We start from the raw sequence: 16,802 nt of genomic DNA on the forward strand, positions 1-16,802 counted from the left end.
GGCCCTGGCGGACCTCCGGGTCGGGCATCGGCCACCCGATGCCTGACCGACGACGCCGTCACGCAGCGGTGGGCAGACGGAACACGCCCACGCCCGGCCCCGCGCCGTCGACCGTCAGCCCGTCCGGCCCGACGTCGAGCCCCACCTCGCCGTACAGCCGCTCCGGCTGCGCACCCGGGTCCAGCAGGTGGCTCGGCAGCACCGTCCCGGCCCAGGGGCCACGGGCGAGCACGACGAGCACCCGCTCGGACGGCGTCTCCCGCAGGAAGACGACGGCGTCGTCCTCGACGACCGCCCAGCGCAGCCCGCCGTCACGCAGGGCGGCCGATCCGCGACGCATCGCCGAGAGCCGCTGGTAGCGCTCGAGGATCTCCGCGTCCCAGCGCGGCCCTCCCCCGCGAGCGCCCTGGTCCCACGCCATGGTCGTGCGGGCGTGCTCGCCGTTGTCCCCGGTGGCACCGATCTCGTCCCCGGCGAAGACGACGGGCGTGCCCGGGTAGGTGAACAGCAGGGCGGCCGCGACCTCGGCCGCGGCGTCGGAGTCGACGGTGGTGCGCAGCCGCGGCGTGTCGTGGGAGCCGAGCATGTTCCACTGCCGGGCGGTGACGGACCACGGCACGGCGGAGTCGAACTCGCGCATCGCGGCCACCATGGCACCGCCGGGGCGGCGGGCGCCCGCCACGGGCAGACCGTGCGCGGCGGCCGGGGACCCCTCGGCGGCCAGCCAGGACCACGCGGGTCGGGTGAACCCCGTGTAGTTCATGTTGGCGTGCCAGCCGCCGGCGCGCAGGTCCTCGATCGCGTCGTGGAAGTGCTCGGCGATGAGGGCGCCGTCGAGCCGCTCCCGCTCGATGGCGGCACGCAGCTCGCGCGCGACGGCGTGGGTGCGGTCCTGGTCGGCCCACCGACCGGTCATGTTGGCGACGTCGACCCGCCAGCCGTCGAGCTCGAACGGCGGGCGCAGGTACCGGCCGATCGGGGCGTCGGGGTCGGTGACCATGCGGCGCCAGGTCTCGGGCGCGCCCCAGTCGAGCTTGGGCAGGGAGCCGAACCCGAGCCAGCTCGCGTAGTGCTCCCCGGACGCCGTGGTCGACACGTCCGTGGTGTCGCCGGACGGGTCCGCCCACACGTACATGGCGTGCTCGGGCGAGTCCGGGTCGGCGAGCGCGGTGGCGAACCACTCGTGGCCCTCGCCGGTGTGGTTGGTCGTGATGTCGCCCATGAGCCGCATGCCGCGGGCGTGCACGGCCTCGGCGAGCCGCGCGTAGGCCTCGTCGCCACCGAGCAGGGGGTCCACCTCGTGGAAGGACGAGGCGTCGTAGCGGTGGTTGGACCGGCCCGGGAACACCGGGGTGAGGTAGACGGTGCCGACGCCGAGCGCGGCGAGGTGGTCGAGGTGCTCGACGATGCCGTCGATGTCGCCGCCGTAGTACTGGGTGCCGGCCAGCACCCCGGTGCCGGCGGGCTCGTCCTCCCACTGCGCCGGCGCGGCCCAGTCCGGGACCGGGCGGGCGTCCGCGGCCGCCGAGCGGGCGAACCGGTCGGGGAAGATCTGGTAGACGAGTCCCTCGCCCATCCACTCCGGGCCCGGGGCGTGCGTCGTGAGCCGGAAGTCGCCGGCGTCGGACACGTCGCGGTCGTGCACGCCGCGCCCCGTGAGCCAGCGGTAGCCACCGGGCCCGTCCAGGAGGAAGCGGTAGGGCGTGACGGGGTTGTGCACCACGACGTCCGCGGTGAACCACCGGTCGGCGTCCGTGCCGGCGTCGGGCGTCGCCTCGGTCAGCCGCGGCTCGCCGTCCCGCACGCTGCGGACCCAGACCCGCTCGACACCCGAAGCGCGGGGCACGCGGACCCGGACCGGCACGGAGTCACCGAGCCGCGGGGTACCCGGGGGCACGTGGACGGCGGACCCGTCGTGGTGGGGCAGGTCGAGCAGGTGGGGTGCAGGGTGCATGCGGTCCTCTCGGTCGGTGGCGGCCGCCACCGACCGAGGTCCGGTCAGCGGCGGCGGCCGATCGCCCACCCGGTGGCGAGCGCGATCACGATCCCGACGATCTGTCCGCCGAGGATCACCTTGTTCAGGTCGAGCGCGGGCTGCCATCGCGTGCCCGTGGCGCCGACGACGTAGACGCCGAGCGGGGTGACCCGCAGCCCGTAGCCGCCGCCCCCGCCGCCGCCCTCGCCGGACGCCTCGTCGGGGACCTCGCTCGCCTCGTCCGTGGCGTGGGAGGCGGGGCCCGCCCCGCCGCCGGACCCCGTGCCGACACCACCCCGCACCCGGGCGACCGGGATGACGAGCTGGCCGTCGTGCTCGTACGCCTCGCCGAACGCGCGGCGCACGGTGAACGACTGGTCGGCGGCGTCGGTGAGCCGCGCCAGGTCCGGGCCGAAGGTGCGCTTCTCGCTCATGCATCCAGGCTAGGACCGGGGCCGGAGCCCCGCCACGGGCACGCGACCGACGCCGTCAGCCCTTGACGGAGCCGGCCGTCAGCCCGCCGACGATGTACTTCTGCAGGAACAGGAACAGCGCGAGGATCGGGATCGTGGAGATCACCGCGCCCGCGGCGAAGAGCCCCCAGTTGGCCTCGAGGAGGCTGGAGACCCACGAGTAGAGACCGACCGCGAGCGTCCAGTTGGACTCCGACTGCAGCAGCACGCGGGCGATGACGAACTCGCCGAAGGTGGCGATGATCGACAGCAGCGCCACGACCGCCAGGATCGGGGTCACCAGGCGCAGGATGATCGTCCAGTACGTCTGGGCGTGCGTGGCGCCGTCGATCTTGGCCGCCTCGTCCAGCTCGCGCGGGACCGTGTTGAAGAACCCGTACATGAGGAACGTGTTCACGCCGAGCGCGCCGCCGAGGTAGACGCAGATGAGCGCGACCCGGGAGTTCAGGCCGAGCGCCGGGACCACCTCGCCGAGGCTGATGAGGAGCAGGAAGATCGCGACGAACGCGAGCATCTGCGGGAACATCTGGAGGATCAGCAGCGTGGTCAGCCCGGCCCGGCGCCCCGTGAACCGGAACCGGCTGAAGGCGTACGCCGCGGCGGCGCCCATGAGCACCGTACCGATCGAGGTCGCCACGGCGATCAGTACCGAGTTGGCGAACCACGACCAGTACACCGTGTCGGCCAGCCGGGCGTAGTTCTCCGTGCTGAACGTGTCGAAGAGCTGGTTGGACCCGGTCAGGGTGCCGCTCTCGGCCACGGAGGCCGACAGGACGTACACGATCGGGAAGGCGGCGTAGACGACGAACACGACGCCGACGACGTGCCGCCAGCCGAGCTCGGTGAACCAGCGCCCGGCCGTCCTGCGACGGGTGGGCGTCGACGGGGTGCGGACCGCGGGGGCGGTCGAGGTGGCGGTCATGTCAGTTGATCTCCTCGAGCGAGCGGGTCCGCTTGAAGGCGATGGCCGAGATCGTCGCGATGATCACGAAGATGACGATGGACAGCGCGCTGGCCAGGCCGAAGTCCTTCGGGGCGTTCCCGTCCAGACCGGCCACGGAGTAGACCATCGTGATCATGATGTCGGTGTGACCCAGCGGCACGGAGGCGTCCTCGAACCGTGGACCGCCTCCGGTGAGCATGTACACCAGGGCGAAGTTGTTGAAGTTGAACGCGAAGCTCGAGATGAGCAGCGGGGTCGTGGAGACGAGCAGCAGGGGCATGACGACCGAGCGCCAGGTGCGCAGCCGGCCGGCGCCGTCGATCTTCGCGGCCTCGAGCACGTCGGTGGGCAGGGACTGCAGCGCACCGGTGCAGATGAGGAACATGTACGGGAACCCGAGCCACAGGTTCACCCCGATGATCGACAGCTTGGCCAGCCACGGGTCGGTCAGCCACGGGATGGCCGCGCCCCCGAGCAGCACCTGGTTGATGAACCCGAAGCTGCGGTTGAGCAGACCGGACCACAGCAGCGGGGCGACGAACCCCGGGATCGCGTACGGCAGGATCAGCAGCGTCCGGTAGATCTTGCGCCCGCGCATCGGGGTGTTGAACACCGACGCCAGGAACATCCCGAGCAGGAACGTCGTGGCCACGGAGGCGAAGGCGAAGACGAAGGTCCAGACGACGATCTGGAAGAACGGCCCGGAGTACCGCGAGTCGGAGAACGCCGTGGTGAAGTTGTCGAACCCGACGAACACCCGCCAGCCGACGTTCAGCGTGGATCCGTCCGCCGCCTCGAACTGCCCCTCGTCGTTGGGTGTGTAGACGGTGCCGCTCGCGGTGTCCGTCATGGTGTCCGCGGCCTCGTCGTAGACGAGCGTGGACTCGTAGACGTACCCGGTGCGGGCGTCCTGGGTGCGCACGGACCCGGCGGCCGGGTCGTCGGAGACGGGCACCCGCAGATCGGTGACCTCGCCCTGCCGGGCCAGCACGTCGGCGCGGTCGAGGACCTCCCAGCCGTCGACGGCGGTGACCCGCCCGTCGGTGACGGTGGCCTCCGCCGCGGCGAGCGGCTCCTCGGCGCTGCCGACCTCCGTCGTCCCGTCGGGCTGGACGACGGCGAACCCGAGCTCCTCGCCGTCGGCCACCACGGTCAGCGGCACGGCGGGCGACCCCTCGACACGGCGCTCGTTCTGCACGAGCAGCGCCGCGACGGCGTCCTCCTTGGTGGAGTTGTGGCCGTCCCCGTAGTTGGTGAAGGCGACCCACCCGGTGTAGCCGATGGTGAAGATCTGGAAGGTGAACAGGAAGATCAGACCGGGCAGCACGTACTTCAGCGGGACGACGCGCCGCGAGAAGTAGACCCAGTTCGCCACGACCAGCATGGCGACCATGGCGCCGAGGATGAACCACGACTCGGCGAGGTAGGCCGACCAGACGACGTAGACGCCGAACGCGTCGACGACGGCCATGAGGGCGAGCTTGGCGAGGAATCCGGCGCCGTAGCGTCCGGCCGGCGACTCGTCGCGGCGTCCGAGCCGGAAGCGGCGCGAGGGGCGGCCGGGGGGTGCGGGAGCGTCGTCCGAGGCCTCGCGCGAGGCGGTGCGGGACTGCTGCAGGTCGGTCATCGAAGAGCCTTCCGGGATCGCGCGACGGGCCGTGGTGGCACCACGGCCCGTCGCGAGAGGTCAGGACGTCAGGAGTCGAGTGCGCCCTCGATGTCCGAGATCATCTTGTCCCAGGCCTTGGCCGGGTCGGCCTTGCCGGCGATGATGTTGGCCTCGGTGACGCCCCAGAAGGCCCACACGGAACCCATCTCGGGGATGGACGGCATCGGCACGGCCTCGGCGCCGACCTCACGGAAGCCCGCCACGATCGGGTCCGACGACGCGGCGTCGGCGGCGGCGGTGAGCGCCGGCGGGCGGCCACCGGCCTCGAACAGCGCGGTCTGCGCCTCCTCGGTGGACAGGTAGTTCACGAGGAAGTCGTTGGCCAGCAGAGCGTTCTCGCTCTGGGCGCTGACGTAGAAGCCCTGCACGCCGACGAACGGCTGCGCGGCCTCGTCACCCGCGGCCGGGATCGGGTCGATCGCCAGGTCCAGGTCGGCGAACTGCTCGAGCATCCACGGCCCGCCCACGATGAACGGCGACTGGCCCTTGGCGAAGGCCTCGACGGCGATGTCGTAGGTGATGTCGGTGGTCAGCGTGCCGGCCTCGCCCTGCTCGGCGAGCCACTGCGCGTACGCGGTGCCCGCGTCGCCACCCATGGCGAGCTCCGGGGCGTAGGAGCCGTCCTCGTTCTGCTCGAACACGGGAGCGCCGAACGACGTCTGGAACGGGTAGTAGGTGTACGGGTCACCCTCGGTCCCGGTCTGGATGAGGAACGGGTACTTGGTGTCCGCGTCCTCGCCCATCGAGATGGCGTCGTCCCACGTGGCGGGGGCGCTGTCGGCCAGCTCGGTGTTGCGGATCAGGGCGATGTTCTCGATCGCGTACGGCATGCCGTAGACCGCGCCGTCGGCGGTGAAGGCCTCGACGGCGACGTCCTCGAACCCGTCGGCGGTGGCGCCGAGCTCGACCGGGGCGACGACCCCGTTGGTGATGAGCTCGCCGAGCCAGTCGTGGGCACCGACGGTGACGTCCGGGCCCTCGCCCGTCGGCACCTGGGCGATGAAGTCGGAGCGGATGTCCTCGAAGTTCTTCAGGACGATCTCGACCTCGGCGCCGGTCTCGGACTCGAACGCCTCGGCGGCGGACTCGACCGCGGTCTCGCGCGTCTCGTCGACCCAGACGGTCAGCGAGCCGGTCGCCTCGGTGGCCTCGGCCGTGCTCTCCTCGGTGCCCTCGGTGGTGTCACCGGCGTCCTCCGACGACCCGCACGCCGACAGGGCGAGGGTCGTCACCAGGGCGGACGCGATAAGGATGCTCCGTCGCATCGTCATTCTCCCAGCATCTTTCGGGGTGGTGGCCCACCGGCATGCACGCCGGCGGGCCCTGCTGGAGGATGAATCTAGGACAGGATGTTCGCGATTTGCAAGATGTTGCAATAACGTTTCTGCAACCGACGATCCACCGCAGCGTCCGACCCGCGGTCGCCCGAGGACGAGGAGGTCCCGTGTCCCTTACGATCGCAGGCGTGCGCACCCGACTGAGCGACCTGGCCGACCAGGCCGGGGTCTCGACCGCGACCGTGTCGCGCGTGCTCAACGGGAAGCCCGGTGTCGCCAGCTCCACCCGCCAGGCGGTGCTGGCCGCCCTGGACGTGCTGGGCTACGAGCGCCCCTCGACGCTGGCCGGCCGGTCCGCGGGACTCGTCGGTCTCGTGGTGCCCGAGCTCACCAACCCCGTCTTCCCCGCGTTCGCCCAGGCGGTCGAGTCCATCCTCGCCCAGCGGGGCTACACGCCGCTGCTGTGCACCCAGGCCCCCGGCGGCACCACCGAGGACGAGTACGTCTCGACGCTCGTGGACCACTCCGTCGACGGCATCATCTTCATCTCCGGCCTGCACGCCGACACCCGCGCCAACCACTCGCGCTACGAGCTGCTGCGCGGGCAGGGCGTGCCCATCGTCCTGGTCAACGGCTACGCACCGGGCATCGACGCCCCGTTCGTCTCCCCCGACGACGCCGAGAGCATCGACGTCGCGGTCCAGCACCTGGTCACGCTGGGACACCGGCGCATCGGCCTGGCCATCGGCCCCGAGCGGTACGTGCCCGCCCAGCGCAAGGCGGCGGCGTTCGCCGCGGCCCTGGTCCGTCACGGGCTGGCCGCCGACGAGGCCGCGGCCCGGGCGCACGTGGTCAACACGCTGTACACCCTCGAGGGCGGGCAGGCCGCGGCCGCCGAGCTCTACGCCTCGGGCCACACGGCCGTGGTGTGCGGCTCGGACCTCATGGCCCTCGGTGCCGTCCGGGCGGCCCGGGCCCAGGGCCTGAAGGTCCCCGACGACGTCTCCGTCGTGGGCTACGACGACGCCCCGCTCATCGCCTTCACCGAGCCGCCGCTGACGACGGTGCGCCAGCCCGTCGACGCGATGGCCGACGCCGCCGTCAGCGCCCTGCTCACCGAGATCGGCGGGGACCGCGCCCCGCGCACGGAGCTGCTGTTCTCCCCCGAGCTCGTCGTCCGGGGCTCGACGGGTCCCGCGCCCCGCGACTGACCCTCGACCGCAGGGTTGCCCTCCTGCCCGCCGCAGCGCAGGCTGGATGCCACGACGGCCCGCCCATCGACCCCGGGCACCCCTTCTGCAAGAATCTTGCAGAGGCGTTTACACTCGACCGCCGTACCCCCACCGACCACCACCGAGGTTCCTCATGGCCACCACCGAGCCGACCATCCCGACGTCGGAGACCCTGTCCACGGGCGCCACCGTGCACGTCGGGTCCGCGACCGCCCGCGAATGGTGGCGGGACGCCGTCATCTACCAGGTCTACCCGCGCTCCTTCGCCGACGGCAACGGCGACGGCGTCGGCGACATCCCGGGCATCACGTCCCGCCTGGACCACCTGCAGACCCTCGGCGTCGACGCCGTCTGGCTGTCCCCGTTCTACCGGTCCCCCCAGAAGGACGCCGGCTACGACGTCGCCGACTACCGCGACGTCGACCCGCTGTTCGGCACCCTGGCCGACTTCGACGCGATGCTCGCCGGCGCCCACGCCCGCGGCATGCGCGTCATCGTCGACCTCGTGCCCAACCACACCTCCGACCAGCACGTCTGGTTCCAGCAGGCGCTGGCCTCCGCCCCGGGCTCGCCGGAGCGGGCGCGGTACATCTTCCGCGACGGCCGCGGCCCGGCCGGCGAGGAGCCGCCGAACAACTGGCACTCGATCTTCGGTGGTCCGGCCTGGACGCGCCTCGAGCCGCGCGAGGACGACGGCCCCCTCGGCCCGCAGTGGTACCTGCACCTCTTCGACTCCACCCAGCCGGACCTCGACTGGGACCACCCGGAGGTGCGCACCGAGTTCACCGACGTGCTGCGGTTCTGGCTGGACAAGGGCGTCGACGGCTTCCGCGTGGACGTCGCGCACGGCCTGGTCAAGGCCGACGGGCTGCCCGACTGGCACGGCCACGTGTCCATGGTCGACGGCGGCACCTCCGACGACGCCGAGGACGACCCGGGCGCCCCGGAGGACGGCTCCACCGGCGCCGGCAACCAGGGCCCGATGTTCGACCAGGACGGCGTGCACGAGATCTACCGGACCTGGCACGACGTGCTCGCCGAGTACGACGGCGATCGCTGCCTCGTCGCCGAGGCCTGGGTGGAGCCGCTGTCCCGCCTGGCGCGGTACGTGCGCCCGGACGAGATGCACCAGGCCTTCAACTTCTCGTTCCTGACCACCGCGTGGGACGCCGCCGCCCTGCGGCGCGTCGTCGCGGCGTCGTACGAGGCCAACGACGAGGTCGGCGCGCCCACCACGTGGGTGCTGTCGAACCACGACGTGGTGCGTCACGTCACCCGGCTCGGCCTGCCCGACGTCGGCGTGCGGCCCAACGGCGTCTTCGCCACGGACCCCCAGCCCGACGAGGAGCTCGGCCTGCGCCGCGGACGCGCCGCCACGCTGCTCATGCTGGGCCTGCCCGGCTCGGCGTACCTGTACCAGGGCGAGGAGCTCGGCCTGCCCGAGCACACCACGATGCCGAACGAGGTGCGCCAGGACCCGGCCCACTTCCGGACGCACGGTGCCGAGGCCGGCCGTGACGGCTGCCGCGTGCCCCTGCCGTGGGAGGCCGACGCCCCCGGCTTCGGCTTCGGCCCGACCGATGAGACGTGGCTGCCGCAGCCCGACTCCTACGCGCGCTACGCCGCCGACGTCCAGTACGACGTCCCGGGCTCGACCTTCGAGCTGTACCGGGCGGCCCTGGCCGCGCGGCGTGCTGAGGGTCTCGGGCACGGCACGATGGCGTGGCTCGAGGCGTGGGAGGACTCCGCGGACGTCGTCGCCTTCCGCAACGACGGGGTCGCCGTCGTGGCGAACCTCGGTACGGAGCCGGTGGCCCTGCCCGAGGGCGCCGAGGTGCTGCTGACCTCCGGCCCGGTGAGCGACGACCTGCCCGCCGACACCACGGTCTGGCTGCGCGCCTGACCTCACCGCTGTGGGCATGAAATATGCCGTCCGGGGTCACCCCCGGGCGGCAGATTTCATGCCCACAGGCGTGACGAATTCCCCCGGGGGTATGGCTTAGGCTCGTCCCCGATGGGTACCACCGGGTCGTCGCGTCAGGTTCGCGTGCTGCGCGGTGCCGTCGCCGCGACCGTCACGACGGGGGTCGCGCTGGCGTCGCACGTCGCCGGCGGCGCTCCCGTGCCCGGTTGGCTCGGCGTCGCCGCCCCGTGGGCGATCACGCTGTGGCTCTCCACCCTGCTGGCGGGGCGCCACGTCGCCCGCTGGCGCACGGCCTCCTCGGTCGTCGTCGGGCAGGTGCTGTTCCACACCCTCTTCGTGCTCGGCACCCCCACCGGGGCGCCCGCGCCCTCCGGCCCGCACGCGGGTCACGCCGTCATGGCGCCGTTCACACCGTCCGCGACCACGGTCGACCTGCTCCAGGCCGACGCCCGCATGGGGGGCTGGCACGCCGCCGCGGCCGTCGCCACCGTCGCCCTGCTGTACCGCGGCGAGCTGTTCCTCCACCGGCTGCTCCGCGCCGCCGGCACGGTCGCCACGCGCCTGGCACCACGACGCCTCGACGTCGCCGCCGCGACCGTCGAGGTCCCGACGCCGCCCGCCCTCGTCGCGGTCCGGTACCAACGGCCGGCCCGGCCGCGGCCCCAGCTGCGCCCGCTCCAGCGGCGCGGCCCTCCCGCCCTCTCAGCGTCCTGAACCCCCATCCCGGGTCCGTCCGACGACGGACCCCGGTCGCGCCGCGCCCGCGCTCCCGTGCGGCGGCGCCGGCGCGCCCGACGCCAGAGAACCTGAGAGGCACTCCTGTGACCACCCGACGCACCACCACGACGCTCGCCCTGCTGCTCGCCGCCGGCTCCCTCGGCCTGGCGGGCTGCGCCACCGAGGAGTCCGCCGCCCCCGCGGCGACGGACACCACCACCGCCGACGACGTGTCGATCGACGACGCCTGGGTCAAGGCCGCGGACGCGGGCATGACCGCCGGCTTCGGCGACATCACCAACGACGGGGAGGCCGAGATCACCGTCGTCGCCGCAGCGACCAACGCCGCGGCCCGCACCGAGCTGCACGAGACCGCCGCCGACGCCTCGGGCGAGATGTCCATGGCCGAGGTCGAGGGGGGGTTCGTCGTGCCGGCCGGCGAGACCCTCGTCCTCGAACCGGGCGGGCACCACCTGATGCTCATGGACCTCGCCGGCCCGGTCCGTGCCGGGGACGAGCTGACGTTCACCCTGACGTTCGGCGACGGCTCGACGGCCGAGCTGACGGCGCCGGTCAAGGACTTCACCGGCGCCGAGGAGAGCTACGACGGCGAGTCCGGCGCGGAGCACGGGGACTCCTGATGGCGGCGTCCGACGAGGGCGCCCGCGGCCGGCCCGGGTCGACCCGGCGGCAGTTCCTCCTCGGAGGGGCTGCCGCCGGGTTCGGCGCGGTCGCCGCGCTGGGCGCCGAGCACGCTCTCGACCGGCCCACCGCCGCGGCGGAGCCACCTCCCCTGCACGGCACCGAGACGGTCCCGTTCCACGGTGCCCACCAGGCCGGTATCGCTACCGACGCCCAGGCGTACGGCACGTTCGTCGCGCTGGACCTGCACGAGGACACCGGCCGCGAGGCGCTCGGCCGACTGATGCGCATCCTGTCCGACGACGCCGCGCGGCTCACGCAGGGCGAGCCGGCCCTGGCGGACACCGAGCCGGAGCTCGCCGTCGTGCCGGCACGCCTGACCGTCACCTTCGGGTTCGGCCCGGGCTTCGTGGCCCGAGCCGGCGGTGAGGCCCCGGCGTGGCTGCACCCGCTGCCGTCGTTCGCCGTCGACCGGCTGGACCCCGGTTTCAGCGACGGCGACCTGCTGCTGCAGATCGCCGCCGACGACCAGCTCACCGTGTCCCACGCGACGCGGATGCTGCTCAAGGACGCCCGGGGGTTCGCCGAGGTGCGCTGGACCCAGCGCGGGTTCCGCCGGGCGCACGGGTCGGTCGCGCCCGGCACCACGATGCGCAACCTCTTCGGTCAGGTCGACGGCACCGCGAACCCGGTGCCGGGCACGCCCGACTTCGACGAGGTCGTGTGGGCCACCGAGGGCTGGATGGCCGGCGGGACGAGCGCCGTCGTCCGGCGCATCCACATGGACCTCGACGAGTGGGACACCGTCGGGCGGGCCGGACGGGAGCAGGCGGTGGGCCGGACCCAGGCGACCGGCGCCCCGCTGACCGGCACCCGGGAGCACGACGAACCGGACTTCGCCGCGCGGACCGAGGCCGGCTTCTCCGTGATCCCGGAGTTCTCGCACGTGCGGCGAGCTCGCGGTGTCGACGAGGGCCGCCACGACCGGATCTTCCGGCGGGGATACAACTACGACGACACCCCGTCCGGAGACCACGTGTCGGACGCGGGGCTGATCTTCGCCTGCTTCCAGGCCGACGTGGACCGGCAGTTCACGCCGATGCAGCGGCGGCTGGCGAAGCTGGACCTGCTGAACCGGTGGACGACACCGATCGGGTCGTCGGTGTTCGCGATCCCGCCGGGGTGCGCACCGGGCGGGTTCGTCGGCGACACCCTGCTCGCCTAGCCGTTGTGGGCATGAAATCTGCGGGCGTGAATCGATCCACGCCCGCAGATTTCATGCCCGCAACGGGACGCGGGGTGGTCAGCCGCCGGAGACGCTGAGCTCGGCCTCGCGCAGCTTCGCCTCGAACTCGGCGTCCAGCTCACGCGAGTCCAGCCAGCCGTACGGCAGGTGCGGCTTCTTCGGCGAGCCGGCACGTCCGCGCGGACCCTCGGCGTCCTCGCCCGGGTAGGGCAGGTCGAGGTCGAGGCCGTCGAGCCGCTCGCGCAGCTCGGCGAGCGTGGAGACCATCGCCAGCCCGCGGCGCGCGTCGCCCCCGACGGCGTACCCCTTGAGGTACCAGGCCATGTGCTTGCGCAGGTCGCGCATGCCCTTGTCCTCGTCACCGTCGTAGTACTCAATCATCAGCTGGCCGTGGCGGTAGATCGTCTCGGCGACCTCGCGCAGACCGGGCCGCACGCGGGCGTCGGACCCGTTGAACGCGGCCGCGAGGTCGGCGAAGAGCCACGGACGCCCCTGGCAGCCGCGGCCCACGACGACGCCGTCCGCACCGGTCTCACGGACCATGCGCACGGCGTCCTCGGCGGCCCAGATGTCGCCGTTGCCCAGCACGGGCACGGTCCGCACGGCCTCCTTGAGGCGCGCGACGGCGGTCCAGTCGGCGGTGCCGGAGTAGTGCTGGGCCGCGGTGCGGGCGTGCAGCGCGACGGCGGAGGCACCGAGGGACTCGGCGGTGCGGCCGGCCTCGAGGTACGTCAGGTGGTCGTCGTCGATGCCCTTGCGCATCTTCACGGTCACCGGGATGCCGTGCGGCTCGGCGGCCTGGACAGCGGACCGCACGATGCCGGCGAACAGCTCGCGCTTCCACGGCACGGCCGCGCCGCCGCCCTTGCGCGTCACCTTGGGCACCGGGCAGCCGAAGTTCAGGTCGATGTGGTCGGCACGGTCCTCGGTGGCGATGATCCGCACGGCCTCGCCGACGGTCGCCGGGTCGACGCCGTAGACCTGCGCCGAGCGCGGCGTCTCGTCGTCGCCGAAGGTCACGATGCGCAGGGCCTCGGTGTTGCGCTCGACGAGCGCCCGTGAGGTCACCATCTCGGCCACGTACAGGCCGGGGTCGAACCCGGTCGACTCCCCCGCCTGGCGGCACAGGGTGCGAAAGGCGCGGTTGGTCACCCCCGCCATGGGGGCCAGCACCACCGGGGTGTCCACGGTGAGGGGTCCGATCTGCAGCGGCGGCAGCACACGGCTGCCCGACGCCGGAGCGTCGGGTGCGGAGGTGGGCTGCGGCGTCGTGCGGGCGGGGTCGAACGTGAAGGTCACGTCGGTCATTGTCCCACCGGTACCGCGCGAGCCGCTGTGACCTCCACTACCGCGCATCCCCAGGACTCGCCAGTGTGACGCTCGTCACACTGGCGCGTTTCGGGTCGCAGGATTTTTCACCCGCTGCCAATCTGGCACGACCTCGACGAAAGGAAACACATGGCCCTCTGGCTGATTATCCTCATTGCCGGTCTCATCTCCCTGATCCTCGGTCTGACCGTCCTCGGCCAGACCTTCGTCTGGATCGGTGTGGTGGCCATGGTCGTCGGAGTCGTGCTGGTGCTCATGAACAAGGGCAAGAAGAAGGTCGCTTGATCCTGGGCGGGCTGGAAATGGCCTCGCCCGCCCGACGACAAGCACTCCCCCGCTAATCCGTGACATTGTCACATCTTGCCGCGGCACAAGAATTCCGCGGCTCTCGAAGGAGGAAATGTGCCCCTCTGGCTCATTCTGATCATCATCGGCGTCGTGCTCCTGATCCTCGGGCTCAGCGGCATCGCGGAGATCCTGCTCTGGATCGGCGTCGCCATCCTGGTCGTCAGCCTGGTTCTCGCGCTGATGAACCGCGCAAAATCCTGAACTCCCCTCTGGGTTGGTGTACCCGCTGACGCGGGAGCAGTAAGGGGGCCGTCCCCACCGGGACGGCCCCCTTACTGCTGTGCGCACACGACTGCGCCGGGGTCAGGAGACGCCGGGCATCTTCTCGGCGAGGTAGCCGGCGACCTTGTCCAGGGAGACCCGCTCCTGGGCCATGGTGTCGCGGTGACGGATCGTCACGGCCTGGTCGTCGAGCGTGTCGAAGTCGACGGTGACGCAGTACGGCGTGCCGATCTCGTCCTGACGGCGGTACCGCTTGCCGATCGCCTGGGTGATGTCGTGGTCGACGTTCCAGTACTGGCGCAGCTCCTCGGCCAGCTTCTCGGCCGTCGGCAGCAGCTCGGAGCTCTTCGACAGCGGCAGCACCGCGGCCTTGACCGGGGCGAGCCGCTCGTCCAGGCGCAGCACGGTGCGCTTGTCGACGCCGCCCTTGGTGTTGGGCGCCTCGTCCTCGGAGTAGGCCTCGATGAGGAACGCCATGAGGGAGCGGGTCAGACCGGCGGCCGGCTCGATGACGTACGGGAAGTACTTCTCGTTGGTCACCGGGTCGCGGTACATCAGGTCCTTGCCCGAGTGCTTCGCGTGGGTCGAGAGGTCGAAGTCCGTGCGGTTGGCGATGCCCTCGAGCTCGCCCCACTCGCCGCCGGTGAAGCCGAAGCGGTACTCGATGTCCACCGTGCGGGTGGAGTAGTGGGACAGCTTGTCGGCCGGGTGCTCGTACAGGCGCAGGTTCTCCGGGTCGATACCCAGGCCCTTGTACCAGGCCATTCGGGTGTCGATCCAGTACTGGTGCCACTCGGCGTCGCTGCCCGGCTCGACGAAGAACTCCATCTCCATCTGCTCGAACTCGCGCGTGCGGAAGATGAAGTTGCCCGGCGTGATCTCGTTGCGGAACGACTTGCCGATCTGGGCGATGCCGAACGGCGGCTTCTGCCGCGCCGCGGCGGCCACGTTGGCGAAGTTCACGAAGATGCCCTGGGCCGTCTCGGGGCGCAGGTAGTGCCGACCCGACTCGTCCTCGACGGGGCCGAGGTACGTCTTGAGCATCATGTTGAAGTCGCGCGGCTCGGTCCACTCACCGCGGGTGCCGCAGTTCGGGCAGGCGATCTCGGCGAGGCCGCCCTCGGGCGCACGGCCCTTGCGCTCCTCGAACTCCTCGATCATCTGGTCCTCGCGGAACCGCTTGTGGCAGCTCAGGCACTCGGTCAGCGGGTCGGTGAACGCACCGAGGTGACCGGAGGCCTCCCAGACCGGGGTCGGCAGGATGACCGACGAGTCCAGGCCGACCACGTCGGGGCGACGGGTCATGGCCTTCCACCACTGCTTCTTGATGTTCTCCTTGAGCTCGACGCCCAGCGGGCCGTAGTCCCACGCGGAGCGGGTACCGCCGTAGATCTCGCCGGACTGGAAGACGAATCCCCGGCGCTTGGCGAGGGAGACGACGGCGTCGAGCTTGGCGTGCGCGGACGGTGCTGCCACGGATCACTCCTGGGTGTCGACCCCGCCGGTGGCTCCGGCGGGGCGTACGTTCACGGTGGGGTCGGCGCCACGACGGGCGCCAGTGGTCCAGCGTACCGGTCGGGCATCTAGGGGTCGGCGACTCGCCGCCGTCCTCCGCGTGGCACCAGGGTCTGCAACCGCTGCCGAGGTGCGATCCGCGGCGACTGACGAGACCTAGCCTGCACCGAGAGCGAGGGACGCTGCGCCAACAAGGCAGACACCGCCGAGCAATAGGCCGACCATGGTCCGTGCTGCTGAAAACAGGTCTTTTCGCGCGAATGGTGCGGAGGGGTCATAGTAGCGCCGGATGAGCGGGTAGAGTGCAATAGCAGCCGCCACAAGAGCGAGTCCCAGCCATAATGCCATCACAATAGCCTCGTCCTCCGGATCAGCCAAGCCAGCGGCCAGGCTCGCCATCATCCCAGCCCCACCAAGCGCGAGACTCCCCGATCGGAAAAACTCCCGGAGGAATCTTGGATAGGCCTCCGACATTCCGACGAAGTGGGTTAGCCAGGTCCCGTTCATTCCGACCGCGAGAAGGAAGAGCGCCCCGAGGAGCCCCAGCAGGAATCTCAGGGAATCAATACCTAACATGAGCGTGTTCCTTTGAAGGGCGCCTCAAGCACTGAAGACCTCTCCGATCAGACGCCCCGCACCCCGGACGAGCCAGACGACGCCGCGCCCCACCTGGACCAAGAGCCTGGCAGGTCAAGCAGCTCCGCCAGAGCCGTGCACCGCGGCCCATGGCCCCGAAGGGTCGCCCCACCGTGGACCATGTGGCGCAGGCAAAGGATCCGCAGGACATTATCCGCTCAGCAACCCCCAGCTTTCGCGTAGTCTACAGCGCACAGAAACCCCATGTCAGCGAAGTGCCTGCCTGTTCAGCTCAATGCGTCGCTCTCGCTCCTTCCCCGACAATCTGGCTTCACCTGCGGCGCGGAGCACGCACCGTGTTGAATCATCCACCTCCACCAGATCCTCATTACCGAGCAGCGTAGTGTAGCCACTCTTCTTCTCGGCACGCGCCTTGATACTCTGGCCAATCGAGGCGGCCGTTGCCACTAAACCGTTGACAAAGACACAGGCCATGACCGCAAAAAGGACTGGTGACTCAGTGTAGCCCCGACCGGATACCGCCATGCCAATCACCAATACAACAATGAGCAATGGCAACAAGGCCCCGGAGACTGTCGACCACAACGTCCACGTCCGTGCCGAGGGTCCGGGAAGCAAGTCCACTCTCGTTCCAGCGACCCAATCGTCTGCGTCCAAGGAAAGTCCTTTCACCCGTGATAACTGACCGCTACA

The 16,802-nt window shown here is 71.3% G+C and carries 15 protein-coding genes; 7 read left to right on the forward strand and 8 right to left on the reverse strand.

From position 1 onward, the window contains the following. Nucleotides 1-58 precede the first annotated feature (58 nt). The 5 genes from Q6350_RS10955 to Q6350_RS10975 all read right to left on the reverse strand — a co-directional run bounded on the left by Q6350_RS10955 (nt 59) and on the right by Q6350_RS10975 (nt 6,325). Nucleotides 59-1,954 carry a glycoside hydrolase family 13 protein gene (locus Q6350_RS10955; RefSeq protein WP_305066166.1) on the reverse strand — a complete coding sequence of 632 codons (1,896 nt, stop codon included), beginning with the start codon at nt 1,952-1,954 and terminating at the stop codon, nt 59-61. 44 nt (nt 1,955-1,998) lie between these two features. Beyond that, complete coding sequence (locus Q6350_RS10960) at nt 1,999-2,409, reverse strand: spore germination protein GerW family protein (RefSeq protein WP_305066168.1); 411 nt, start codon at nt 2,407-2,409, stop codon at nt 1,999-2,001. 55 nt (nt 2,410-2,464) lie between these two features. Next, nucleotides 2,465-3,370, reverse strand: coding sequence for a sugar ABC transporter permease (locus Q6350_RS10965; RefSeq protein WP_304604278.1), 906 nt, complete (start codon nt 3,368-3,370; stop codon nt 2,465-2,467). A 1-nt stretch (nt 3,371) separates the two neighbouring features. Then, the gene (locus Q6350_RS10970) at nt 3,372-5,018 is read right to left on the reverse strand and encodes an ABC transporter permease subunit (RefSeq protein WP_305066169.1); all 1,647 of its coding nucleotides are present in this window, start codon (nt 5,016-5,018) and stop codon (nt 3,372-3,374) included. Nucleotides 5,019-5,086: 68 nt separating this feature from the next. Then, complete coding sequence (locus Q6350_RS10975) at nt 5,087-6,325, reverse strand: maltose ABC transporter substrate-binding protein (RefSeq protein WP_305066271.1); 1,239 nt, start codon at nt 6,323-6,325, stop codon at nt 5,087-5,089. A 200-nt stretch (nt 6,326-6,525) separates the two neighbouring features. On the opposite strand from Q6350_RS10975, the gene Q6350_RS10980 reads away from it, so the two are divergent. From Q6350_RS10980 to Q6350_RS11000, 5 genes are all read left to right on the forward strand, one after another. After that, nucleotides 6,526-7,548, forward strand: coding sequence for a LacI family DNA-binding transcriptional regulator (locus Q6350_RS10980; protein ID WP_304604280.1), 1,023 nt, complete (start codon nt 6,526-6,528; stop codon nt 7,546-7,548). Nucleotides 7,549-7,702: 154 nt separating this feature from the next. Next, nucleotides 7,703-9,472: an alpha-amylase family glycosyl hydrolase gene (locus Q6350_RS10985; RefSeq protein ID WP_304604281.1), complete on the forward strand. Its 1,770-nt coding sequence runs from the start codon at nt 7,703-7,705 to the stop codon at nt 9,470-9,472. Between the two features lie 111 nt (nt 9,473-9,583). Then, nucleotides 9,584-10,207 carry a hypothetical protein gene (locus tag Q6350_RS10990; RefSeq protein ID WP_305066170.1) on the forward strand — a complete coding sequence of 208 codons (624 nt, stop codon included), beginning with the start codon at nt 9,584-9,586 and terminating at the stop codon, nt 10,205-10,207. Between the two features lie 107 nt (nt 10,208-10,314). After that, on the forward strand, nt 10,315-10,851 hold the full coding sequence (locus tag Q6350_RS10995) for a copper chaperone PCu(A)C (protein ID WP_304606977.1): 537 nt from the start codon (nt 10,315-10,317) through the stop codon (nt 10,849-10,851). Beyond that, complete coding sequence (locus Q6350_RS11000) at nt 10,851-12,077, forward strand: Dyp-type peroxidase (RefSeq protein ID WP_304604284.1); 1,227 nt, start codon at nt 10,851-10,853, stop codon at nt 12,075-12,077. Before Q6350_RS10995 ends, Q6350_RS11000 begins: the two co-directional genes overlap by 1 nt. Nucleotides 12,078-12,155: 78 nt before the next feature. On the opposite strand, the gene dusB is transcribed toward Q6350_RS11000, so the two are convergent. Further along, the gene (gene dusB / locus Q6350_RS11005) at nt 12,156-13,406 is read right to left on the reverse strand and encodes a tRNA dihydrouridine synthase DusB (protein ID WP_370375391.1); all 1,251 of its coding nucleotides are present in this window, start codon (nt 13,404-13,406) and stop codon (nt 12,156-12,158) included. Between the two features lie 150 nt (nt 13,407-13,556). On the opposite strand from dusB, the gene Q6350_RS11010 reads away from it, so the two are divergent. Together Q6350_RS11010 and Q6350_RS11015 are read left to right on the forward strand one after the other, a co-directional pair. After that, nucleotides 13,557-13,712, forward strand: coding sequence for a hypothetical protein (locus Q6350_RS11010; protein ID WP_171247973.1), 156 nt, complete (start codon nt 13,557-13,559; stop codon nt 13,710-13,712). A 117-nt stretch (nt 13,713-13,829) separates the two neighbouring features. Beyond that, entirely contained in the window at nt 13,830-13,976 is a 147-nt protein-coding gene (locus Q6350_RS11015) for a hypothetical protein (RefSeq protein WP_171247972.1), read from the forward strand. A gap of 102 nt (nt 13,977-14,078) precedes the next feature. Here the strand turns inward: Q6350_RS11015 and Q6350_RS11020 are convergent, their stop codons facing one another. Continuing rightward, nucleotides 14,079-15,473: a glycine--tRNA ligase gene (locus tag Q6350_RS11020; protein WP_305066172.1), complete on the reverse strand. Its 1,395-nt coding sequence runs from the start codon at nt 15,471-15,473 to the stop codon at nt 14,079-14,081. A gap of 882 nt (nt 15,474-16,355) precedes the next feature. Further along, a complete protein-coding gene (locus Q6350_RS11025) occupies nt 16,356-16,643 on the reverse strand; it encodes a hypothetical protein (protein ID WP_305066174.1) in 288 nt (95 codons plus the stop codon). Nucleotides 16,644-16,802 lie beyond the last annotated feature (159 nt).

The organism is Isoptericola sp. b515, from assembly GCF_030588125.1.
Classification (GTDB): domain Bacteria; phylum Actinomycetota; class Actinomycetes; order Actinomycetales; family Cellulomonadaceae; genus Isoptericola; species Isoptericola sediminis.